This is a genomic window from Bryocella sp. (assembly GCF_058498515.1).
In genome coordinates, this window is record NZ_JBMHYI010000024.1 from 1 (window position 1) to 23970 (window position 23970).

19 protein-coding genes are annotated in these 23970 nt (G+C 63.8%); 14 read left to right on the forward strand and 5 right to left on the reverse strand.

Going from position 1 to position 23970, the window contains the following annotated elements:
- Positions 1-219 precede the first annotated feature (219 nt).
- On the reverse strand, positions 220-4665 hold the full coding sequence (locus tag AC5E6W_RS06920; protein ID WP_491751541.1) for an Ig-like domain repeat protein: 4446 nt from the start codon (positions 4663-4665) through the stop codon (positions 220-222).
- A gap of 391 nt (positions 4666-5056) precedes the next feature.
- Here AC5E6W_RS06920 and pdxS point away from each other — a divergent pair, with 391 nt between their 5' ends.
- A complete protein-coding gene (gene pdxS, locus AC5E6W_RS06925) occupies positions 5057-6061 on the forward strand; it encodes a pyridoxal 5'-phosphate synthase lyase subunit PdxS (RefSeq protein WP_491751542.1) in 1005 nt (334 codons plus the stop codon).
- Positions 6062-6473: 412 nt separating this feature from the next.
- Here the strand turns inward: pdxS and AC5E6W_RS06930 are convergent, their stop codons facing one another.
- On the reverse strand, positions 6474-7790 hold the full coding sequence (locus AC5E6W_RS06930) for an aspartyl protease family protein (protein ID WP_491751543.1): 1317 nt from the start codon (positions 7788-7790) through the stop codon (positions 6474-6476).
- 244 nt (positions 7791-8034) lie between these two features.
- On the opposite strand from AC5E6W_RS06930, the gene AC5E6W_RS06935 reads away from it, so the two are divergent.
- Together AC5E6W_RS06935 and AC5E6W_RS06940 are read left to right on the forward strand one after the other, a co-directional pair.
- Positions 8035-8661, forward strand: a complete 627-nt coding sequence (locus AC5E6W_RS06935) for a pyridoxamine 5'-phosphate oxidase family protein (protein ID WP_491751544.1) — start codon at positions 8035-8037, stop codon at positions 8659-8661.
- 403 nt (positions 8662-9064) lie between these two features.
- The gene (locus tag AC5E6W_RS06940; protein WP_491751545.1) at positions 9065-9817 is read left to right on the forward strand and encodes a TIGR03435 family protein; all 753 of its coding nucleotides are present in this window, start codon (positions 9065-9067) and stop codon (positions 9815-9817) included.
- Positions 9818-9825: 8 nt separating this feature from the next.
- Here the strand turns inward: AC5E6W_RS06940 and AC5E6W_RS06945 are convergent, their stop codons facing one another.
- Positions 9826-10716, reverse strand: a complete 891-nt coding sequence (locus AC5E6W_RS06945; protein ID WP_491751546.1) for an SMP-30/gluconolactonase/LRE family protein — start codon at positions 10714-10716, stop codon at positions 9826-9828.
- 85 nt (positions 10717-10801) lie between these two features.
- On the opposite strand from AC5E6W_RS06945, the gene pdxT reads away from it, so the two are divergent.
- The 8 genes from pdxT to AC5E6W_RS06985 all read left to right on the forward strand — a co-directional run bounded on the left by pdxT (position 10802) and on the right by AC5E6W_RS06985 (position 18302).
- Positions 10802-11413 (forward strand): pyridoxal 5'-phosphate synthase glutaminase subunit PdxT, encoded by a 612-nt coding sequence (gene pdxT / locus AC5E6W_RS06950; protein ID WP_491751547.1) that lies wholly within the window; start codon positions 10802-10804, stop codon positions 11411-11413.
- On the forward strand, positions 11410-11811 hold the full coding sequence (locus AC5E6W_RS06955; RefSeq protein ID WP_491751548.1) for a nuclear transport factor 2 family protein: 402 nt from the start codon (positions 11410-11412) through the stop codon (positions 11809-11811). Before pdxT ends, AC5E6W_RS06955 begins: the two co-directional genes overlap by 4 nt.
- A 57-nt stretch (positions 11812-11868) precedes the next feature.
- Positions 11869-12642: a cupredoxin domain-containing protein gene (locus AC5E6W_RS06960; RefSeq protein WP_491751549.1), complete on the forward strand. Its 774-nt coding sequence runs from the start codon at positions 11869-11871 to the stop codon at positions 12640-12642.
- Positions 12643-12935: 293 nt separating this feature from the next.
- Positions 12936-14768, forward strand: a complete 1833-nt coding sequence (locus AC5E6W_RS06965; RefSeq protein WP_491751550.1) for a cytochrome c oxidase subunit I — start codon at positions 12936-12938, stop codon at positions 14766-14768.
- 162 nt (positions 14769-14930) lie between these two features.
- Positions 14931-15704: a cytochrome c oxidase subunit 3 gene (locus AC5E6W_RS06970; protein ID WP_491751551.1), complete on the forward strand. Its 774-nt coding sequence runs from the start codon at positions 14931-14933 to the stop codon at positions 15702-15704.
- Positions 15701-15928 carry a hypothetical protein gene (locus tag AC5E6W_RS06975; RefSeq protein ID WP_491751552.1) on the forward strand — a complete coding sequence of 76 codons (228 nt, stop codon included), beginning with the start codon at positions 15701-15703 and terminating at the stop codon, positions 15926-15928. The genes AC5E6W_RS06970 and AC5E6W_RS06975 overlap by 4 nt, the downstream gene beginning before the upstream one ends.
- A 218-nt stretch (positions 15929-16146) precedes the next feature.
- Complete coding sequence (locus AC5E6W_RS06980) at positions 16147-16665, forward strand: TadE/TadG family type IV pilus assembly protein (RefSeq protein ID WP_491751553.1); 519 nt, start codon at positions 16147-16149, stop codon at positions 16663-16665.
- Positions 16662-18302, forward strand: a complete 1641-nt coding sequence (locus tag AC5E6W_RS06985; RefSeq protein ID WP_491751554.1) for a pilus assembly protein TadG-related protein — start codon at positions 16662-16664, stop codon at positions 18300-18302. Before AC5E6W_RS06980 ends, AC5E6W_RS06985 begins: the two co-directional genes overlap by 4 nt.
- 84 nt (positions 18303-18386) lie before the next feature.
- Here the strand turns inward: AC5E6W_RS06985 and AC5E6W_RS06990 are convergent, their stop codons facing one another.
- Positions 18387-19484, reverse strand: coding sequence for an alcohol dehydrogenase catalytic domain-containing protein (locus AC5E6W_RS06990; protein WP_491751555.1), 1098 nt, complete (start codon positions 19482-19484; stop codon positions 18387-18389).
- Positions 19485-19581: 97 nt separating this feature from the next.
- Between AC5E6W_RS06990 and AC5E6W_RS06995 the strand changes: the two genes are divergently transcribed.
- From AC5E6W_RS06995 to AC5E6W_RS07005, 3 genes are all read left to right on the forward strand, one after another.
- Entirely contained in the window at positions 19582-20358 is a 777-nt protein-coding gene (locus tag AC5E6W_RS06995; RefSeq protein WP_491751556.1) for an enoyl-ACP reductase FabI, read from the forward strand.
- Positions 20359-20436: 78 nt separating this feature from the next.
- Positions 20437-20763, forward strand: coding sequence for a hypothetical protein (locus AC5E6W_RS07000; protein ID WP_491751557.1), 327 nt, complete (start codon positions 20437-20439; stop codon positions 20761-20763).
- Positions 20764-20804: 41 nt separating this feature from the next.
- Positions 20805-22112, forward strand: coding sequence for a metal-dependent hydrolase family protein (locus AC5E6W_RS07005; RefSeq protein ID WP_491751558.1), 1308 nt, complete (start codon positions 20805-20807; stop codon positions 22110-22112).
- A gap of 15 nt (positions 22113-22127) precedes the next feature.
- Here the strand turns inward: AC5E6W_RS07005 and AC5E6W_RS07010 are convergent, their stop codons facing one another.
- Positions 22128-23969 (reverse strand): ABC-F family ATP-binding cassette domain-containing protein, encoded by a 1842-nt coding sequence (locus tag AC5E6W_RS07010; protein WP_491751559.1) that lies wholly within the window; start codon positions 23967-23969, stop codon positions 22128-22130.
- Between the last annotated feature and the right edge of the window lies 1 nt (position 23970).

Consider the following 23970-nt stretch of genomic DNA (forward strand, 5'->3'; position numbering starts at 1 on the left):
AGCACCAGGTTCAAAACGAACCCCTCCGAGTGCGTATAGAAGCCCGAGATGAACCCAAAACACCCACAGAAAACAACAAAGCCTTGACTCCAACAGCCGTCTCATAGAAGCCGCTGAGGCATGCCCGCGAGGAAACGAACACCCCCTCACGATCATCCCGCATCTCTGAGGGTCAAAAGCGCTAAAGGCCCGCCCCATCACCATTGCGACGCCAAGCCGCTACTCCGTCACCGTCACCGAAAACGTAGTGTCGTGGTTCGTCGACGCCCCATTCTGCGTTCCCGTAGTCGAGATCACAAAGCTCAGCGTTCCCGTCGGCGTCCCGCCGCCCAGTCCGCTTCCGCCGCTTGGCGCGCCCGTCAGCGAGGTGCATCCCGTCGCCGAGAGCATCGCAATGCTGGCCACAAACGCGAGGACCGCGACGAACAGCGTAGGACGCCGGCGTCGCACCCCCGGCAATAGGCAGCCCAGCAGCAATCCCGCTGCCGCAATGCCCCCGATGCGCCGCTCCAGCTCCGCCTGAAGTTCGCCGCCCATCGCCGCGCTCTGCTGCGTCGTGATCACCAGCGTCGACACACCCGACCCACTCACCGCCGACGGCGTAAAGCTGCAACTCGTCGAAGACCCTGACGGAGCCGCGCAGGCCAGCGCCACCGTGCCGTTGAAGCCATTGATCGCGCTCACCGTCAGCGTAGCGCTGCCGCTCTTGCCGCCGACCAACGTCAGCGAGCTCGGTGAGAAGCTCAGCGTGTAATCCGAGAAGCCGATCAGCACCACATTCGAAGTCGAGGCCGTCGTGTTCGTTCCACCCGAGAAGTTCGCCGTCACCGAGTGCGAGCCCGAGCCCAGCCCCGTGGTGCTCAGCTGGCCCGAAGCCGTGTTCGTCCCCGTCGTCACCGCCGTCACCGTCCCCAGTGCCACGGTCACACCGTTGCGAGTGTCATAAAAAGTGATCGTCCCCATCGGCGCACCGGGCGTCGGATTCGCCGTCGTCGGCGCATCCGTAACCGTCGCCGTCAGCAACACCACCGTGTCCGCCAGCCCGCTATTCGTGCTCGAGATCAGGGCTGTAGTCGTCGCCACCGGAGGCGCAGCTGGAGGTGTTCCTCCGCCACCCGTCGAGTTGCTGGTGTTGTAGTTGCCATCGCCGTTGTACGTGGCCGTCACCGTGGCCCCGGCAACTGCAGTGGTCGTCCACGTGGCCACGTTGCCGGTCATCTGCACCGTAGTCGTCGTCGTGCCGTTCGAGAACGTCACCGTCCCCGTCGGAGCCGTCGCCGTCGAGTTCGTATTCGCACTCGCAACCGTCGCGGTATACGTCACCGACTGCCCCGCCGTCGGAGCCGAAGGATTCGACGCCAGCGTCGTTGTCGTATTCGCCTTCGTAATCGTCAGCTGCGCCGGAGCAATCTGCAGGTTCGTGCAGTTGAAGGTCGCGCCCGTGCACGTCGCCTGCACGTTATAGCTTCCCGGCGCGGGAGCCGTCACCGTCGTGCTCCCCGTTGCCGTCGTGCTCGAAGCCGCCGCAAGCTGAATCGTCGCCGTCGTCGTCGTGCTTCCGTACAGCGTCAGGTTCAGCGTCCCGCTCGGCCCAGTGCCCGAGGTCGCCGTGCCCGTCGCCGTCGCCGAGATCGTCACCGTCTGGCCATAACTCGCCGTCGTCGGAGCCACCGTAATCGTCACCGACGACGCCGGCCCCACCGTCACACTCGCCGAAGCCGTGCTCGCCTGCGAGTTATAGTTTCCGTCGCCGTTATACGTCGCCGTGATGCTCTGCGTGCCCGCCGTCGTCAACGTCGGCGTCAATGTCGCTGTGTTGCCCGCCAGGTTCGCCGTACCCAGCGTCCCTTGCAGTGAGGACGAGAACGTCACCGTCCCCGTCGGAGCCGTGCCGCCGATATTGGAGTTCACCACCGCCGTAAGCGTCGTCGTCGAGCCCGTCGAAACCACCGTCGGGTTCGCCGTCACCGTCACCGACGTCGAGGCCGTCGAGGCCGCGGTACTAGCGGTGTTCGACGTGTTGCCGCCGAACGTATTGTCCCCCGCATAGATCGCGTAGAACGAGTGTGCCGTCTTGCCGCTGATGCTCGTCGAGGTAAACGTCGCCGTCCCGTTGTTCACCCCATTGGTCCCAATGGACGCACCATCCTCATAGAACGTCACCGTCCCCGAAGGCGTGGTCGAAGTCCCCTGCGGACTCGTGTAGTGGATCGTGTCCACCAGCGTCGTCGTCGTGCCTCCCACCGGGATGTTCGGGTTCACCGTCAGTGTGCCCGTCGTCGCGTTGCCGCTCGTGCTCGAAGCCGACGTGGTGAACGTCGGCGAAGCGCTCGCCTGGTAGTTCGCATCGCCCGAGTACTGCGCATAGAACGTGTGCGCCGCCGTGCCGCTGATCGTCGTCGACATATACGTCGCCGTCGACCCACTCAGCCCTGGAGAGCCCAACAACACACCGTCCTCATAGAAGCCCACCGTGCCGGTTGGAGCCGTGCCACCCGACGTAAACGTCAGCGTCGCCGTCAGCGTGGTCGTGCTGCCGTTGATCGGAGGATTCGGGCTCACGTTGATCGCGGTCGACGTTGCCGTCGCCCCGCTGGTGCTCCCAATATTCGCATTCGATCCGTTGTAGCTGCCGTCGCCCGTATAGTTCGCCGAGAAGCTGTGGTACGAGCCGGTAATGCTGTTGACCGTGATGGTCGCCACGCCGCTGCTGTTCAGCGGCTCGGTGCCAATCGCCGTCGCGTAGTCGTAAATCGTCACACTGCCCGTCGGTACCGGATACACCCCACCCGCACCTGAAACGGTCGCCGTAAATGTCGCGGACTGGCCCGTGACCGGAGTCGTCGGGTTCACCGACGCCACCATCGTCGACGTCCCCTTGATCACATTCGCCGAGACATTGATCGGGTTGTAGCACGTAAAGCTCGGATCCGCGCTCACGCAGTTCACTTTGAACGCCAGGTATCCCGCCTGCGTCGCCGGAACCTGCACCGTCGCCGTCGCCGTTCCGCCCGAGCCACTCAGCGTCCCCGTGTAAGTCGGCGGGGTCGCAAGATACTGCGGAATCACCGTAACCGTGCCGCTCGGAGTCCCCACGCCCGAAGGCGAGCTGTCCGACACGCTGAACGCAATCATCTGACCCACCGCGGTCGAACCCGGCGCACTCGCACTCACCGTCGAAGCCTCCGGCGACACCGAGAACGTATCCGTCACCGAATTGGCCTGCGCATAGTTGGCATCGCCCGAGTACTGCGCAACCACGGAGTAATTCCCCGCCGCCAGCGTATTCGTCGTCAGCGCATAAGTGCCGTTCGTCAGATTCCCCGAACCCGCGCTCTGCCCCGTATTCAGCGCAAAATTGACCGTTCCCGTAGGCGTCGGCAGCGACGTGTTGCCGGAGATGTTCGTCACATTCGCCGTAAACGTGATGTTCTGCCCATGCGTCGCGCCCGGGTTATCAATGGTGATCTGAACATTGTTCAACGCGATGCCCGCTGGAAACGCCTTCGCCAGCTTCGCCATCGAAACCACGCCCAGCCCCGTCGCAGCCTCCCAGTTCCCCGAAGCTGTGCCCGAGCTGGAACTCGCGGAGCTCGCCGAGCTAGCATCCGCCGCCGTTACAGCGCTGTTCTTCGCAGCACCCGTCACGCTCGCCGCATCCGGCTGCGTATAAAGTCCCGGAATCGTTCGCAGCGCATACATCGTCGGCGCAATGTTGCCCAGCCGCGCCGGCGTCCCGTCAGGATTCGCCGGCTCCCGCGCCAGGATCGTCTGCATCGTCGTGGCAAAGTCCGCCAGCGAGCTCACCGTCACGTCCGGCTCATGCCGCAACGCGTCCAGCGGCAGCCCCGTGGCCATCTGCCAGCTCGGCCGAAGCTCCGCATAGTCGCTCAGCGCATCCGTGCTCGTCGTCGGAGTCAACCCCGACCCCAGCGCCACCGAAGTCACCTCCGGAAAGATCGACGGCAATCCCGCCGCGCCGCGCGTCCCGCACTCCGCCGCCGCCAGCACCGTAATCCCCTGCGCTACTGCCTCGCGCAGCGCCAGCTCCATCGCCGACCGCGTCGGCGTATCGAAATCTTCCGCGCAAGCCGCCGTATCCAGCGTCACGATCCGCGCCGTGTTCGCTTCCACCACCGTCGTCAACGCCGCCAGCACATCGTTCGCCGTCGAAGCCTCACCATCTGCCGTCAGCGTCAGCGGATACGCACTGGGCGCAGTCGAAAATCCATCAATCGTTAGCACCGCCGACCGCAACGCCGCCGGAATCGTCACCGCCGTGCTGTTCGCGTAATACGTTGCACTGCTGCCCGCATTTCCGGCTACCGCATAGCCGTGCACGGAAGCCGCAAACGCCGCCTCCACCTGCGTCACCGTGCCGCTCAGCGCAATCCGCGTGCCCGAAGCCGACACCGCACTCACCGTCAGCCCATTCGCCTGCGCAAACGCCGTCACCGCGGCCATCGCGCTCGCATCCGGCCCATAACTCTGCGCAAACTGCGCCGGCGTCACCCACCGGTGCCACGAACCCGAACCCGTCGTCTCTACATCGGAGACAAACTGCTCCAGCGCGGCCTCATGCGCCTCCGAAGGCGCAAGATGAACCGTCAGCGTAAGGCCCTGCGCCGCCGGCAGCGCGCCAAGATCGGCCGCACCTGCAGGCAATACAGCCGCGCGCAGAGAATCCGCGACCTGAGAGAAACCTGATACGGGCCCTGATACCGACAGTGCGGCGACGACCGCGGGACCCAGAAGTCTTTGCCGGAGAGATAGGCGCATAGAGGGTGATCGAATTGTTCCTTAGCCCCATCGATTGTGCAACCCGCATCCGTAACCGAATGCGGTACACAGTCGTAACCCGCCCAAGGTCTCTAACGCTCGGACATCCTACGCGACGCCTCGGCAAGCGTCATCCCGCACCTCGTCCCACGCGCTGCCTTCTATTTCGAGATGCCCCGAATCGCACCGACCCAAGCTGATAAACTGAAGGTTCAAAGCATATGTGCGTGGCGAGCCTCCGAGCACGCCGGCCAATGCGTAGTGGAAGGAGCACCCCATGAACCCCACCAGCAATGGAACCGGCAGCAGCCTCAGGCTCAAGACCGGCCTCGCCGAGATGCTCAAGGGCGGCGTCATCATGGACGTCATGAACGTCGAGCAGGCCAAGATCGCCGAAGAAGCTGGCGCCGTCTCCGTCATGGCCCTCGAGCGAGTCCCCGCCATGATCCGCGCCGAAGGCGGCGTCGCCCGCATGGCCAATCCCAAGCTCATCAAAGAAATCATGGCCACCGTGAACATCCCCGTCATGGCCAAGGTCCGCATCGGCCACTTCGCCGAAGCCCAGATCCTGCAACACCTCGGCGTCGACTTCATCGACGAATCCGAGGTCCTCACCCCCGCCGACGAGCAGTTCCACGTCGACAAGCACGCCTTCACCACCCCCTTCGTCTGCGGCGCAAAGAATCTCGGCGAAGCCCTCCGCCGCATCGCCGAAGGTGCCGCCATGATCCGCACCAAGGGTGAGCCCGGCACCGGCGACGTCGTCCACGCCGTCACCCACATGCGCACCATCACCCGCGAGATCAAGGGCCTCACCGTGCTCTCCGACCAGGAGCTCTACAACGCCGCCAAGGTCCACGGCGCACCCTACGAGCTCATCCGCCTCGTCGCCAAGACCGGCAAGCTCCCCGTCCCCAACTTCTCGGCAGGTGGTATTGCGACTCCGGCCGACGCGTCCCTCATGATGCAGCTCGGCGCAGAGACCATCTTCGTAGGCTCCGGCATCTTCATGAAGGATGGAGCCAACCCCCTCAACGTCTCCCTCTGGACCAAGGAAGACGCCGAGATCGGCCTCTGCGAACCCGCCGAAGTCGGCAAGCCCAGCGAGCCCGACGAGTACGACGAAGCCGTCTCCCGCGCCAAGGCCATCGTCATCGCCGCCACCCACTTCAGCGACGCCAAAATCCTCGCCGAAGCCTCCGAAGCTGTCCTCGGCAGCATGAAAGGCCTCGCAGCCGCCGCCATCGAAGCCCAGGACCGCATGCAGGACCGCGGCTGGTAACTCCCTAACCCCATCGCGCCTCGCAAGACTCCGGGTGCCCCACGTCACGCTTCTGAGACGTGGGTTCGCAGAATGCTAGCTCCCGTCTGCGAGGTGCCGGGTGCCCCACGTCTCGCTTCTGAGACCTGGGTTCGCAGAATGATAGCTCCCGTCTGCGAGGTGCCGGGTGCCCCACGTCTCGCTTCTGAGACGTGGGTTCGCAGAATGCCAGCTTCCCCGCAAGCAGCCCGAACACGAACGGCAGATCGAGCCTTCAGCCACCATCCTTCATCCGCCCCAGGGCAAAGAGGGCCAAAGGCCCGTCCCATACCAGCCTGGGGCACCCCAGGTGCACGCCCACCACCGCCCGAGCGCTGAAGGCGCGACTTATTGCTGCGGCCGCTAAGCTGGCGATAAGCGCGTTTATCAGGACTTACTTTCTTTGATTAGGGAGATTCGTTCCCATGACGAACCGCATGCGCGGAAAATCTAGCGTGAAGCTTGAAACTGACTGCAATACATCTTCCCCCATGTTTCCAAAGAGCGCGTCGATGTCAGCATGCTTTTTCTTGGGAAAGACTGCAAGATTGTGCGTCGTTACCGTTTGACCACCTATGGCAAAGGTAACCGCAGGGACAAGGAACGTGTTTGTGACGATATTGCCGCCTGCACCGCCATTGATCGTCTTTGATACTTTCCAGGTCGGCTTCTCCGAAGCGAATCGTTTGTAGTAGCGGATCGAAAGCGATGTTCCGTCTGCTCCCGTGTCAAGCGTGAATGGCAGGATTTGCCCTTCAACGGCGGGCAGCACAACAGGCGTCAGCATATGGAATTCAAGACGCGAACCCTCAGCGGCACTGTCACAGGTTTTCGTCGCATCCAAACCACCCTCGTGATGAAAGGTAACGCAACCAAGCGCGCGAAGCACGGGAAGGCCGATAATTCCAGCTATACGATAGGTCCGACCCTTGCCCATGGAGATCGTAAGGTTCGCATCGTCGAGCACAAGCAAAGGGACATTATGTGCTGTCGCCCCACCTAACGGCATTTCAGGAAGGAGCGCCAACCGGATGGGATTCTCAATGCCGGTCACGCCACCCGCGGTGTGGGCGATTCCCGGCAACATTGCCAATTGCAACCGATCGGCTAGAGTGCGGCTAATGACAGACTGATTGGCGCCAGTATCAAGGATCCATGCTGATCGGACACCATGGATAGAAAGCTCTGTCGTGACCACTCCAAGAGGATTTTGCCGGCTCGTGGCTAGGTGCACGGGGCCCGTCCAGGTAAGTGTTTGCACCGGTGATGCGCTGAGCACATGCGCCAGTTCAGAATCGTCCGTGACGCCATCGCGGTAGATGTCGGGTAGCGTCTTTAATAGTCCGGAATGTTTTAGTTCGTCGTAGGCAGGATCGGAATCCGCGAAGCGACCTCTCCGATCATCCGTGATCGCGAGCAGGCGGAGAGCCATAGCTGCCTCGTTGGGCCGGATATGCCTGAGCTCGGGTATCGCTTGGGTGAAAAGATGCACAGCTTCGTCGTCATCTCCTGCTCGTGTTGCAAGAATGCCTGCAACAAAGTCATGTTCTGCACCGGCCGAAAGGCCTGCAAGCTTGTTCTCGAGTGTTTCACGAGGAAGATCAGCGCTCGCGACATCAACGCTTTGAATCTGTCCAGCGGACTGCTGTGACCAAGCCGGAACCGCGCAGAAGAGGAAGACTGCTGCACAACAAACTTGCGAAAGGCGCATGAGAATACCTCAGCTGGAGGGTATCTGATTAGATCGAACCCATCAATCTTCGACCAGCTTGATTAGTACCGAGAAGTCGGCTTCCCTGCACCGATCAGAGTCTATTGAGCCAGCCTCGCTCATTGGGACCGAGCCCCGCAGTCCCACCCCGCAAGAAATTGCTCCTTCAGCACCCACTCAAAGAACCTGCATCGAAGCCCTCCGCCAAAGCGTCCTTATAGACGGCTCCTTGGACAGCCTTCCCATGTCGACTGGCCGCTTCGCCAAGCTCACCTACACACCCTCCGTCCTCGCCATCCAGCAGAAGATGGGCAGCAACGCCGCCAACCGTCTCCGCTTCTCGCCCGACGAGCCCGAGTCCCTGACCGAGGACGAAGCCGCCTTCATCGCCGAGCGCGACAGCTTCTACATGGCCACCGCCAACCAGGATGGCTGGCCCTACATCCAGCATCGCGGCGGCCCCAAGGGCTTTCTCCACGTCGTCGACGAGCACACCCTCGCCTTCGCCGATGTCTCCGGCAACCGCCAGTACATCTCCACCGGCAACCTCGCCAACGACGATCGCGTAGCCCTGTTCCTCATGGACTATCCCCACCGCACCCGCCTCAAGATCCTCGCCCACGCGACCACAACGCCTTGGACCGAAGCTCCCGAAGACCTTCGCAACGCTCTCGCCCTCGGACCCAACGCCCGGCCCGAGCGCCTCGTCACCCTCCGCGTCGAGGGCTTCGATTGGAACTGTCCCCAGGGCATCACGCCCCGCTGGACCTCCGACGAAATCCTCGAAAGCAGCGTCGGCGACCGCCTTCGCGAGTTGCAGGCCGAAAACCAGCGCCTGCGTGCAGAACTCGCGGCTCGAAGCATCCTCTAACCGAAAGTCCGAACGGACCGACACTCGCTGGGAACTGGCGAGCTGGCATCTGGGAACTGGCCGCCTCGAACCCGGCTCGGGCTCACCGAGCGTCTAGGCCCGTCAAGTCCCATCCGCGCCGAACCATAACAAAACAAGCCAGCTAGAGCCTGCCGAATCAGCCCTCTGGCCCTGCTACCCTGAAGAGTAAGGCAAGCCATGTCAGATGATCCAGGGCACGCAAGTCGCACATAATCTGGACTTTACGTCTAACTCATTGCCGCGAAAGACTTTACAAGGTACCCTCCCAACTGCTTTGCAATGAACACTTGCGGAAACAGGGGGGAGGGGGGTGGGTGACCCGTATACTCCCGCCATGCTCCGCCTTCTCGCAGCAGCCTGTCTTCTCCTCTTGCCAGGGAGCATGACCGCACAACCCGGCCAGACGCCTGAGATCCACTTCGACGTCATCTCCCTCAAGGAAAACCTCTCCGAAGACGAGCGCGGCATCCTCGAGATCCAGCCCGCTGGCCATCGCATCGTCGCCGTCAACGTCCCCATGTTCCGGCTCATCGGCTTCGCCTTCGGACGCCAGCGCAGCGACCTCATAGACGGCCTTCCCGAATGGGCTCGCCAGCAGCGCTGGGACCTCCAGGCCACCATCGCCGACGACAGCGTCCCCGCCTTCCAGTCGCTGGACTTCGCGCATCAGTCCGCGCTCCTGCAGGACATCCTCCGCGACCGCTGCCACCTCCAGGCCCACACCGGCAGGAAGATTGTCCCCGTCTACGCTCTGGTCGTCGCCAAATCCGGCCTGAAGATGCACCCCAGTCCCCCACCCGGTCTCGAGGGACACCCCGACGGCTGGGACATCACCCAGACCAACGGCCACCTCCGCGGTCACGACGTCCCGATGGAAGCAATGCTCTACATGCTCAGCAAAATCAACCTGGACCGCCAGGTCGTCGACCAGACCGGCCTGAAGGCCCACTACGACTTCGACCTCACCTGGACACCCGACGAACTCAGCAATCTAACCGAACCGGCTTCAGGCGACACAAAGCCGCCGTCCCTCTTCACCGCCATGCAGGAACAGCTAGGCCTTCGCCTCGAAGCCACAAAGGCCGAAGTAGATGCCGTCCTCGTCGACCACATCGACCGACCAACGCCGAACTGAGCCGGACCTTACTTCGGCAGTGGCACGGAGAACACCTTACCCGTCCCGCGCTCCGTGAACCACAGCACATCCCCCACCGGCTCGACGCCCGTCGGTGTCTTAAGCCCCTCGCGGATCACCGTCACATGCGCTCGATCGCCATCCACCGTCAGCATGGAAATCTTCCCGTTCGCATTCTCCGCGACGAACAGCTTGCCGTGCGCCGCCCGCATGCCGTCGGGCCCACGCACCGGAGCATCCATCCAGATGTCCACCGGAGCGCCCGGCTTCCCCGCCGCGTCCACCGGAATGCGGTACAGCTTGCTAAAGAACACATTGTTGACATACATCACACCGTCGAGAAACGTAATGCCATCGACACCCATCAACGCGCGGTTCTCAAACCATAGCTCCGGAACCTGAATCCCAGCAGCCAGCCGGTAGATCTTCGCATTCGCCGTATCGGTCACATACAGCGCCTTGTCCGGACCAATGGCAAAGTCATTGCATGTGCTGTTCTCTCCCGGAAGGTTCCAACGCAGCTTCGGCGCTCCCGTCTCGAGGTCGAACCCACGCAGCGCCGTCTGCCGCCGCACCGGACTCGATCCCGCCACCGGCGTCAGCTGGCAAGCCCACAGCGTCTTCGTGGCCGCATCGGCCAGCATGCCGAAGAAGAACGTTCCCGCCGGCTCTGAGCTGGCATCGACGAACTTCTCCACACTCGCCGCTGCCGCTTTCATGCGGTAGATAAATGGCGAGCTCGCACTGCCGACAATCAGCTCCCCATGCGGCCCCACCGTCATACTCTCCGGCTGCGAGCCCGCATCGGCGATCTGAATCTCCGTGGCAGAGAGGGCGTCCACGCTGCCTGCAAACAGCGCCGCCATCACGAGAAAGCGAAAAGCATTCGTACGCATCATTAGCATCAGCAAACCTGTCCTCTGGATTGTTGTCACGCCAGTGTACGAGACCTTGGCTAAAGCCCAAATGCTAACCTGAAGAGTGATGGCTTCTGACACTTCCACCCTTCCGACGATCGGTGTCCTCGCCCTGCAGGGTGCCTTCGATGTCCACGCCAAACGCCTCTCTGAGCTCGGCGCGCGGACGCGGCTGGTGCGCAAGCCCGAGGACCTCGAGGGCCTCGACGGTCTCGTCATTCCAGGTGGCGAGTCCTCCACCTTCCTCAAGAATCTCGAGCGTGTCGGCTTCTACGATGTCCTCGACAAGTTCGTGCACACCAGGCCAGTCTTCGGCACCTGCGCTGGCTGCATCCTCATCGCCAGGGAAGTCCGCAACCCCTCGCAGGCCAGCTTCGGCGTGCTCGATGTCGCGGTCGAGCGCAACTTCTACGGCCGCCAGAACGACTCCATGATCCTCAACGCCGACACCACGCTTCCCGGCGGTCCACTGGAGATGGTCTTCATCCGCGCCCCACGCATCGCCGAGATCGGCCCGAATGTGGAAGTCATCGCGAAGCGGGACGGCGATCCGGTGCTCGTCAAGCAGGGCCGCATCCTCGCCGCAACCTTTCATCCCGAGCTCACCCAGGACCTCCGTGTCCACCAGCTCTTCGTCGACATCGTGCTCGAGGACAAAGCACGCACCGCGCGCGGATGAGCCTTCTACTCACCGACGCGGAACTCTCCAGCCATCTGCTGACGCTCGAGCTGGATCTGCTGTCGCCAGCCGTGCGTCGCGATCCCAGCGCGCTCCGTGCCCGCCTGGCCTCGGACTTCCGCGAGTTCGGCAGCTCCGGCCGCGAGTTCTCCCTCCAGTCCATCCTCGACGACCTCGCCAACGAAGCCGCCGCCGAGCTGGCATTGACGGACTTCCAGTGCACGCGCCTCGCGCCCGACGCTGCGCTCGTAACCTATCGTTCCTCGCGAACGACCCGTAACGCGGCAGAGGCGAACGGCACGAGCTTCACGCGCCACGCTCTTCGCAGTTCCATCTGGGTGCTGCGCAAGAGTCGCTGGCAATGTCTCTTCCACCAGGGAACGCGAATCGACGTCTAGTTTCCCCGCTGTGACTCGTTGGCGCGGGTGCGACCAGCGCGGCTCTACAATCAAGTCGTGCCCTCCGCACTGATGCTCGCTGTGCTTCGCATGTGGCCGCTCCCTGCGGACGCCGCTGCGCACGGTCCTGCGCTGGACGCGCACCTTCGCCTCAACCTCTGGATCGGTTTCCTCCTTCTGCTGCTCGCGCACGGCCTGCTGATCGCCGGCGTGCTGTGGAAGAACCGCGAGACGAGAACCCGCGACAATCTCGCACTCGAGTACGGTCCTCTGTTCGCGCTGGTCGTGCTCTTCCTCGGCCTCGGCGTACGCGCGCAGCAGCTCTGGGCCGCACAGCGCTACACCGGCGCCGCTCCCGAGGCTCTGCAGGTGGAAGCCACCGGCGTGCAGTTCGCCTGGTACTTCCGCTATCCCGGCGAGGACGAGGCCTTCGGCGCGACGTCTCCAACACTCGTTGCACCCGGCGAGGGCAATCCCCTCGGCCTCGACCCCAAGGACCCGCACGGCGTGGATGACTTCGTCTCCAGCCAGCTCGTCCTTCCCGCAGGCCGGGAGGTCGATGTCACGCTCCACGCGCAGGACGTCATCCACGGCTTCAGCGTGCCCGAGCTTCGCCTGAAGCAGAACGCCACGCCCGGCATGACCTCGCACATCCACTTCACACCAACAGCTCCTGGCGACTACGCGATCCTCTGCACGCAGGTCTGCGGCCTCGGCCACTACCGAATGCTCGCGACCCTGCGCGTGCTACCCGAAGAGCAGTTCGACACCTGGCTGATCAAGCGTGAACAGGCCGCGCGAGCGAGCGCACTGCTCGGAGGTCTGCGATGAAGCCTCCTGAGAACGGCGCCGGTCCCGGCGACGAGCAGAACCCCGAGCCGCAGGAGCCCGCTGCGACCCCACCGCCACGCGTCTCCAAACTGCGGCCACTCCGTCCAATGGACGCGCGGGCCGTACCCAAGACCATTCGGCCGCCAGCGGATGCGCCTTCAACGCCGCCTCCAGCAACGCCGCCCGCCGCGCCCCTCCCAGCAACTCCAGAGCTTCCAAGGAAGCTGCGACCCGTCATTGGTCCGAAGCTGTCTCCGTTGCCGACACCTCGACCGCTAGCGGCGCCCGCACCCATGCCGCCTCTCGCTGCAAACCGCACCCAAGCCCCAGCTGCAACCCCAGCACCTCAGCTCGCCAAACTGAAGGCCCCCAATCCTCCGAAGCCCCAACGCAAACCGCTGCTCCCCAACCTATCCCGCTGGACCGGGCACCGCACCGTAGGGTTTGGCTACCTCGGCGTCTCACTCGCAGCGGTTGTGGTCGGAGCCGTTCTCTCGCTGCTCATGCGCACGCACCTCAGCTGGCCGGCATGGAAGCTTCCGCTCCACGGCCCCATCCTGCCCGAGGAATACCTCGCGCTCGTGACGATGCACGGCACGCTGATGCTCTTCTTCGTGCTGACCGTCGCTCCGCAGTCGGGCTTCGGCAACCTCATCCTGCCTGCGCAGATCGGCGCGGATCGCATGGCCTTCCCGCGCCTCAACCTGCTCGGTCTCATCCTCACAGCCGCCGCTCTGATCGTGCTGCTCGGGGCCTTCTTCGTCCCCGGAGGTGCTCCCATCTCCGGCTGGACCGCCTATCCTCCGCTCTCTGCTTCTGCGCTCGCTGGCCCCGGTCAAGGCCTCGGGCTCGACATCTGGCTCACGAGCCTCGTGCTCTTCTCGCTCGCCTCCACGCTCAGTGCGGTCAACACGCTAACCACCATCGTCAAGCTCCGATGCGAAGGCATGACGTGGGATCGGCTGCCTCTCACCGTCTGGAGCTGGTTCACCGCCGCTCTCCTCAGCGTGCTTGCCTTCAGTGTGCTGCTCGCCGCGCTGCTGCTGCTCTTCTGCGACCGCCACCTCGCTACCAGCTTCTTCCTTCCGGCCGGAGACCTCATCAATGGGACCTTGGTGCGAGCCGTCTCCACCACGGCCTCCAATGGCTCGCTGCTCACCCATGACACCGGCTCGCCCCTGCTCTGGCTGCACCTCTTCTGGTTCTTCGGCCACCCAGAGGTCTACATCGCGATCCTCCCAGGCCTGGGTCTCACGTCGATGGTGTTGGCAAACTTCTCCCGCCGCCGCGTCTTCGCGTGGAAGATGATGATCGCCACCACGCTGCTGATCGGCCTGCTCGGCATTCTCGTCTGGGGCCACCACATGTTCGTCGCCGGGCTCAATCCCTTCGCGGGCACGGTCTTCGGAGCGTCCTCGCTGGCCATCGCGATTCCCTCCGCCGCGAAAGTGCTCAGCTGGATGACCACCGTCTGGCGCGGGAGGCCGCGGCGCACGACAGCGTTCCTCTTCGCCCTGGGCCTGGTCTCCTTCTTCATCGCCGGAGGCCTCACCGGCCCCATCCTCGCGCAACCCATCCTCGACGAGTACCTGCACAACACCTTCTTTGTCGTCGGACACTTTCACCTCATCATGGCGATGGCTGGGGTCTTCGGACTGTTCTGCGCGACGTACTACTGGGCGCCGCTGCTCTTCGGGCGGCAGCTGGACGAGCGCCTGGGCCGCATCCATTTCTGGACCACGCTGGTCTTCGCCTATAGCACCTTCCTTCCCATGTACCTCGTCGGCCTGGGCGGCGAGCCGCGCCACTACGCTGAGCTCCCCACCACCGGCCCCGCAGGCCATCTCTTCCAGGGAGCGCTCGGCCTGCAACGCCACATCACGGTCTCGGCGCTGCTGCTGGGACTCGCGCAAATCCCCTTCCTTTGGACCGTCTTTCGCGCCTGGCAGGCCCGTCGCGACCCCGCCGAGCGCGACGACGAAAACCCCTGGTTTGCGACCACACTGGAATGGGCACCTGCGCTCGAGCCCGGAACCGCGCGCAGGGTCTTCCGAGAGCCATGCGCCTACTCGCCTGACGGCGACCGCTTCGACCCGCAATGGGACGAAGACACCGAGGCGCACTGACTCCGCAGGCAGTTTCTCCAGCAGCATCGAATTCGCCGCGCCAGGTTCCTCCTGATCGGCATCCAAGGGTGCAGAGTAACCAGGCCCCGGAGTAAGCTGTAGGAACCTCGACGGTCGTCCCGTTCGCTCCGGGCCGTCCGCTGGCTCCCTCTCTCAGCCCACATGCCCACGATCCTCACACCGCCGGAGATCGATCGCCGCAATCGCCGTCCCATTGAAGGCGATAACGGCTCCGGTCGGCGTCCGCCCACCGACAAGCGCACCGGCGGCAATGGGGATGGCGACGGCGACAACTGGGAGCATCGGCAACAAGGCCGGCGCGGGCCGCGCGAGCGCCTCTCCCGGGCGCGCATCGGCCTGTTCTTCGCCCTCGCCGGTGACCTGATGTTCTTCGTCGCCCTGGTCAGCGTCTTCTTCGTCACCAAGGCCAGCGGGCGTTTCAACGAGTACGGCCAGTGGGTCCATGACTGGATCCCGGTCACGATTCCCCGCATCCTCGCCATCAATACTGTCATCCTGCTGGTCAGCTCCCTCACCGCGGAGTTTGCGCGACGCGGCATGTTCCGCGAGCAGGACGTGATGGAAGAGTGGATCGGCATGGGCAAGCCCACCACGCGGCGCGCCACGCTCTGGCTCTCGGTCACGCTGGTGATGGGAGCGGCGTTTCTCGCCGGACAATGGGTCGCATGGGGCCAGCTGGCCGCCGCCCGCGTCTATCGCATGACGCAGAGCAGCCACTTCTTCTACCTGATCACCATCACCCACGCCATCCACCTCGCGATGGGCATCCTCGCGCTCATCACGGCGCTCGCCGTGCTGCAGAGGTCACGCGCGCTCGCCACCCGTCAGGTCTTCGTCGACTGCACCGTGTGGTATTGGCACACAATGGGCCTTCTGTGGATATTCCTTTATCTCCTGCTCGAGTTCGGCCAGTGACGGCAAAGCCGTCCCTCCGTTTTGCGGCACTCATCACAGCGCTCACCGCCGCTCTCGCTTGCACTCCTATCGCGCGGGCCCAGGGTTGCTCGCAGTGTCTTGACCAGACACGCGCAACACCACCTTCCGTGCAGGCCGGCTACCGTCATGCGATTGAGCTGATGGCCGGCGTCGCTACCGCACTGTTTCTCGGCGGAGTCTGGCTCCTGCGCCGCGAGCGCTGAACCCTCCGTTTTGCCGCTGCAGCCGTGTTCCGGACCGCTCCAGTCGAGACCGGACACACGAGGTGGCCGCGCAGAATAGCACGACCCACCCCTTCCGTAACCAGCAGTAACCGCCATGCGCGTGACCCGCGTAACCCTCCCGTGGGATTCCGACTGCCACGCGGCGCAACCTACCATCGCTCCATTGAGCGATCCATCGGATCCATCGAGGAGTGCGTATGTGGGATCAAGGAACTCTCAACCTGGAGCGCAACCTGCGTCATGAAGACGGCCTTCTGGCCCGGCTGCGGGCCGGCGAGCAGGGGCAGTCGCTGGTCGAAGCTGCCCTGGTCTTCCCTGTGCTACTAATCATCCTCACCGGCATCCTGAGCTTCGGCCTCGCGTTCAATAACTACCTGATCCTCACCAACGCGGTCGGCGCCGGCGGCCGCGCCCTGGCGATCACTCGCGGCAACACCACCGATCCCTGCTCCTACGCGTCCACCGTTGTCGCCCAGGCCGCCGTGATGTTGAACTCCAACAACATCACGTATTCATGGAACCTCAACGGAAACTCCTACTCGGGCGCCAGTTGCTCAAGCTCCAGCCTCACCACCGGCGCCGCCGGAGTCCTCACGAAAGCGCAAGGGACGCCGGCTCAAATCACGATTACCTATCCCTGTAGCTTGGCGATCTTTCGCGTGAATCTCGCGCCGGGCTGCCAGCTCTCCGCCAGCACTACGGAGCTTGTGCAATGAGGACTCCTGCACCCTCCATCGGCCTGCGTGCGCTCATCCGTCGCCGGCTAAGCGCCTTCTTCCGCGAGGATCGCGGGCAGGTGCTACCTATCTCCGCCATCATGCTGGTGGGCTTCCTCGGCATGGCGGCCGTGTCCGTCGACATGGGCCACGCCATGTTGAACTACGAGCAGCTCCAGAACGCCGCCGATGCAGCTGCGCTGGCCGGCGCGCAGGCACTTCCGAACACCACGGCGAGCACCGTCGCCACCCAGTACAGCGCCGTCGCCAGCCAATACAACGCGCAGAGCGACACTGCCGGCACAACCATGGCCGCCGGCTATCCCAAGCTGCTCTGCCTCACGACGATCAAGAATCAGGGCGCGGCCTGCAGCGCTCCCGCTAACGCCAATGCCGTACAGGTGCGGTTGCAGATGTCCACCCACCTCAACTTCGCCGGGCTGTTCACTTTCGGACACCCCAACATGACCGTGACCGCAACCTCCACCGCGGCGCCGCAGGGCGCGGCGGCCACTCCTTACAACGTGGCCATCATCGTCGATACCACGCTTTCCATGGCCGAGGCAGACGATGACTGCAGCATGACGCAGCTGGCCTGTGCGCTGAACGGCGTGCAAGTGCTATTGAATGAGCTCGCTCCCTGCGCCTCCGGCCTCACACAATGCAGCATCACCAATGGTCAATCGGCCAACGTAGTGGATAGCGTGGCGCTGTTCACCTTCCCCAACGTGACAGTCGGAACAGTGAGCATCGACAGCAACTGCACCACGCCGATTCCATCACAGTGGCAGACCGGAACCAACTCGAGGGGACAGCCAACATACACGTCTGCGTACCTTAGCTCCAGTTGGGGTTACTACACAGTACAGGGGCAGCCGCCTTACCCCGGCGTATCGTCGGCTACGGGCTATACCTACCCCAGCGCAACGGCTACGAGTTACTCCCCGTCCGGAAGCAACACCGGAACCTATCAGATAACCGGTTTCATGAGTGACTACAAGACCACGCCCACGGTGGGCGCACCGCTGAACACGAATTCCACCCTGGTGAAAGCCGCAGGTGGTGCGTCCTCGACAGGCTGCAATGGCCTGGGCATCCCCAACTACGACGGCGACTACGGAACGTACTACGCCGGTGTCATTTATGCGGCCCAGGCCGCCCTCACTGCACAGAAGGCCGCAAACCCAGGAACGCAGAACGCGATCATCCTGCTCTCCGACGGTAACGCCACAGCGCCAGATCCACAGAACAGCCCGGGGGGCTCGTCCTATCCGGCCATGCCCTCCCCAGCCAACGGAGGCGGCGTTTACCCATCCTATGCGAATGAATGCAGCCAGGGTATTGTCGCTGCCAAGGCTGCGGCAGCAGCAGGTACTCGTGTCTACACCGTAGCCTACGGCTCTCCCACCAGCGGCTGCGCCTCCGACACCTCCGGCACCTATGCCGGTATCACGCCTTGCCAGACCATGGAGGACATGGCCTCGGCGCCGCAGTACTTCTTCTCCGACTGGAAACAGTCCAACTCGAACAGCACCTGCTACTCGCAATCGCAACCGGTCACGAGCCTCTCTGACATCTTCAAGCAGATCTCCGCCGGCCTTACAAAGGCGATGCTGATTCCGAATAACACGACGTAGCGCGAGACACTAGAGGCTAGACAGTAGACAGTGAAAGAAAAGCCTCGGCAGAAACCGTGGCTCTTCTTCGTTCCGTTCGACTCTCTACCGTCCGCACTTGAAGACTATCTTCAGCGAGTCCGCCACCGGATGCGACGCCAGATCCACGGCCTCCGCGCACTCGTCCAGCGAGAACCGGTGCGAGATCAGCTTCGTCAGATCCAGCGTGCCGGAGCGATATCCCTCGTACACCAGGTCGATGCCCTCCTGCTGAATCGCCACAGACGCCGAATACGACCCCATCAGCGTCTTCTCATCCATGCACACGGCCGCCGGATCGAACGGCGCTTCGCCATGTTGTGTGCTCGCGAACAGCACGACGCGTCCGCCCGGCCGCAGCGCGTCCATGGCCTGCTGGATCAGCTTGTCCGAGCCCACGGCCACCAGCACCACGTCCACACCGCGACCCTCGGTCGCATCTTTGCAAGCCGCGACCACGTCCCCCCGCGCGTCCAGCGGATGTTCCAGCCCATACTGCGCCGCCACCGCATGCCGCTCGGGATACATATCGCTCGTCAGAACCGTCGCTCCCGTCCGGTGCGCCAGCGCCGCCAGCAGGATGCCAATGCTTCCCTGCCCGATCACCAGCACCGTGTCATCCGGCTCGAGGTTGAGCAGCTGAATCGCCTTGAAGCACGTATTCACCGGCTCGATGAACGCGGCCTGCTCAAACGGAATGTCGTCCGGCACGTGGATGAGGCCCGCAGGTGTCGTCCCGTCTCCCACAATCCAGTCCATCACGCGGATGTACTCCGCAAAACCACCGCCCGCCGCCGCACCCAGCCCCGCCGTCGTTCCCACCAGCTTGTAGCGCTCGCACTGGGCAAAGGTCTGCTTACGACAATAGAAACACTGCCCGCAAGGGATGTGGTGGAACGCCATCACGCGGTCGCCTACCTTGAAGCCGTTCACACCCTCGCCGATGGCGGCGACCGTCCCCGCCATCTCGTGGCCGAAGACTCTCGGAGCCGAGTGCGAGCCGGTATGGATCTTCTTCAGGTCCGTGCCGCAGATCCCGCAGGTGTCGATCTTGACCAGCACCTCACCGGGTCCAATGGAGGGGACATCGATCATTTCAGGGCGAACATCATCGACCGCACGGTACACCGCGGCCTTCATCGTGCTTGGAATCGCGTCGGACATACAGCTTCAAGGGTAAAGGATGAGGGGCAGCGCCGCACATCCGCACGCGCCGCGCTGGTAGACTCTTGAACGGAACGCTACAAGGAGTCCCCGCATCATGATCGACATGAAGGGCAAGGTCGCCGTCATCCTCGGCGTTGCCAATAAGCGCAGCATCGCCTATGCGATCGCCGAGAAGCTCGCCGCCGCCGGTTCCACCCTGGTCCTCTGCTACCAGAGCGAGCGCCTGCGCGCCGAATCGGAAGAGCTGCTCGAATCGCTCGGCCAGACCGGCACCGGCAAGGCCATCCAGATGGATGTTTCGCGTGACGAAGAGATCGACGCCGCCTTCGCGCAGATCGCCGCCGAATTCCCCGTCATCCACACCCTCGTGCATTCCGTAGCCTTTGCTCCAGCCGATGCCATCAAGAATGACTTTCTTCTCACCAAGCGTGAAGACTTCCGCATCGCCCACGACGTCAGCGTCTATTCGCTGATCGCTGTCACGCGCGCCGCCGCTCCCCTTATGACGGAGGGAGGCTCCGTCCTCACGCTGACCTATTACGGCAGCACCAAGACGTTCCCGAATTACAACGTCATGGGCGTCGCGAAGGCTGCCCTCGAGGCAACGGTGCGCTACCTCGCCGTGTCGCTGGGAGCCAGAAACATCCGCGTGAACGCGATCTCCGCCGGCCCCATCAAAACCCTCGCCGCCCGCGGCGTCGGGGACTTCGCGCAGATCCTCGATGCCTTCACCGCCCGCTCACCGCTCCACCGGAACGTCGAACAGGCCGAGGTCGGCAACACCGCCCTCTTCCTCGCCAGCAACCTCGCAAGCGGCATCACCGGAGAGGTTACCTACGTCGATTGCGGCTTCAACGTGACCGGAATCTAACAGCATCCCACCATCGTTGAATACCAGGAGCGCGTCGCGGTATGGCGCGCTCCTGGTCGTTTCCGCGATGCTGGACCTGTGTCCGCGCCCAAGGCACAACTCGCCGCCGCCGACCTGGCGACCTTCTTCCTCGCGGGAGTGGCGGGCGTCGCGGCCGGAAACCTTACCTATCTCGCGCTGATGAATCCGGATCGCTTCCTCGAACCGCTGCGCGTGGCCCTCTCGCCCGGTCTCTACACGGTCTGGCTGATGGCCGGTGATGCCAACGGTTACGTCACGCCCGAGGGCTGGATCCTGGTCGTTGCCGTATTCCTCAATGCGCTCGTGTACGCTTCCGCTCTCATGGTTCCGCGGCTCTTGTGGTGTCACGTCACCAGCCGGCACGCCCTGCGCCCACAGGCGTAGCCGCAGGTCAGGAATCGCATCTGGGATATCCTCTCCTCACCATGATCTCCAAGCTGACCCGACGCTGCGCTCCGCTCGTCCTCGCCGCTACGCTTCCGCTCGCCGCGCAGAATCCGTTATCCACCGTGACACCTAAGACTCCGACGCCCTACGTCCTGCACGCCGCGCACATGCTTGATGTTCAGGCCGGCCGCTTGCTGTCACCGGCAGAAGTTCTCGTCGAGGGCGAGCGCATCAAGGCCGTCGGCGGCCACGTCGCACGGCCTGAAGGCGCCGAGTTCATCGACCTCGGCGACGTCACGCTGATGCCCGGCCTCATTGACGTCCACACGCATCTCTTCCTCCATCCCGGCGCCGAGGACCTGCAGACCGTGCAGGAGTCCGTGCCTGAGCGCACGCTGCTTGCGGCCTCTGCCGCCAAAGCCGACGTGATGGCCGGCTTTACCGCCGAGCGGGATATGGGGACCGAGGGCGCGAAGTGCGCGGACGTCGCCGTGCGCAACGCCATCAACCACGGCCTCATCCCCGGCCCGCGCATGCGCGTCAGTTGCAACGCCATCAGCATCCTAGGCGGACACGAAGACGCGATCGGCTACAACCCCGACCAGCACGTGCTTTCCAACGCCGACTATGCCAATAATCGCGACGAACTCATCACCGTCATTCGCGACCAGCGCAAGGGCGGTGCCGACTTCCTCAAGATCTACGAGACCGGCCACGATGGCGTGAAGGATGGCGCGTTCCACACGCCCTACCAATACACCGAGCAGGAGCTCGCCGCCGCCGTCGCCGAAGCCCATCGCACCGGCTCACGCGTCGCGGTTCACTCGACCGGCGAGCCCGGCACCCTCTACGCTGCCGAGGCCGGCGTCGTCAGCATCGATCACGCCTACCAGCTCTCGCCCGAGACCATGCGCCTGATGCGCGAGCGCGAGATCTTCGCCGTGCCCACCTTCGCCATCAGCGAGTACTTCGCCGACCATGCCGCCTCGCCCGCAGCCGCAGCACGCGAGAAGCAACTCATCGCCTATCACGCCGCGGAGTTCAAGAAGCAGATGGCCGCTGGCGTTCCCTTCGCCGTCGGCTCGGACGTCGGCCCCTTCCCGCATGGCACCCAGGCTCGCGAGTACGAGTTGATGGTCGAGAATGGCATGAGCCCCACTGATGTCCTCCGCTCGGGACTCATCAACGGAGCGAAGCTACTCGACTGGGCGAACGAGATCGGCCAACTCAAGCCCGGCTTCTATGCGGACATCATCGCCGTCCCTGGCAACCCGCTCACTGACATCAAAGTCCTCGAACACCCCAGCTTCGTGGTGAAGAATGGCGAGGTACTGCGAAACAAATAGGACCCGACGACGCCCTCAGCCAGCCTTCTCGCTCAGCTCCGCCCAGCGCTCATACACCGCGTCGTGCTCGGCCTGCGCGGCTTCCATCTCGGCCAGTGCTGCTGTCAGCTTGTCTGAGTTCGTGACCACGGCAGGATCCTCCAGCAGATCATGCGCCGCGGCCATGCGCTTATCTGCCTTATCCACCCGCTCCTCGATCGCATCGAACTCACGCTGCTCCATGTAGCTGAGCTTCTTCTTCGAGCCCTTCGAAGCTTCCGCGCCGGCCACCGGCTTCTTCTCCCCTGCGCTCGCTGAGCCCTGGCCCCTGGCCCCTGAAACCTGCGCGTCCTTCCACTCTTCCCACTGCGCCACATCCGCGAACAACGCAGCGTTGCCCAGGCCATCGAGCCCCAGCACCACGTTGGTCACGCGGTCCAGGAGGTAGCGATCATGCGTCACCAGCACCAGCGCGCCCTTGAACTCATTGAGCGCGTCTTCGAGAATCTCCAGTGTCGGAATGTCGAGATCATTCGTCGGCTCGTCGAGCATCAACACATCAGCCTCTTCCAGCATGAGCCGCGCGATGAGCACACGCGCCCGCTCGCCTCCGCTGAGCCTGCCCACCGGCTGATTCAGTTGCTCACTCGTAAAGAGAAACTGCGACGCATAGCTGGCCACGTGCACCACGCGTCCCTGGTACACCACCGCATCCGAGTCCGGCGCCAGCGCCCGCCGCAGCGTTAGGGTTTCATCAATCTCGCGCATCTGCGACAGCGCCACAATGCGCAGCGTCGGCGCACGCTTCATCTCGCCGACCGTCGGCGCCAGCTCGCCCTTCATCACACGCAGGATGGTGGTCTTGCCGCTGCCGTTCGGCCCCACCAGGCCCAGCCGCACACCGTTCATCAGCGCCACGTTGACGTCGCGCAGGATCTCCCGCCCACCCAGCGTCACGCCAACGCCATCCAGCTCGATCAACCGCTTGGTCTGCCGGCCTGTGCCTGCGAAGTCGAAGTTCGCCGAATTGGAGCGTGTGCGCGAATCCACATCCGCCAGCCGCGAGATCATGGCGTGCGCTGTATCGATGCGGGCCTTGGCCTTGGTCGCGCGGGCCTTGGGTCCACGTCGCAGCCATTCAATCTCCGTGCGCACGCGGTTCCGCAGCGACTCCTGCATCTTTGCCTGCGACTCGATGTACACCGCGCGGTCTTCGAGAAAGCGCGAATAGCTCCCCCGCGTAGACAACAGACCTTCGGCGTACACCCGATTCAGCTCGACCACCCGCGTCGCCACGTTCTCAAGGAACGTGCGGTCATGCGTGATGACCACCGAAGCGAACTTCGCCGCGCGCAGCATCCCCTCCAGCCACTCGATCCCTTCGAGGTCCAGATGGTTTGTCGGCTCATCGAGCATCAACACGTCGGGATCGACCGCCATCTGCTCGGCGATCGCCAGCCGCTTCTTCCATCCACCCGACAGGCTCGCGGCCTCGGCGCTCATGCTCACCTGCTGGCCGTCGCCGCCTTCGACGAAGCCTGCACGCCCCAGCGTCTCGCGCAGCTGCTGCTCGCGCAGCCCTGGCTCCACGCCCGCGCGCTCCATCGCCCGCTCCACCACGCTGCGCACGGTATCGCCAGGCTCAAAGGCTGAGATCTGGTGTACATAGCCAACACGCGCGCGCCGGCGCACCGCCAGCTCGCCGGTGTCGGGCTCATGCTCGCCCGCCAGCACAGCCAGCAGCGTCGACTTACCCGCACCATTCGGGCCGATCAGGCCAATGCGGTCACCGTCTTCAACGGCAAAAGAGATGTTCTGAAAAAGAGGTACAGCGCCAAAGCGCTTCGAGACGCCCTGGGCGTTGAGAATCGGAGGCATA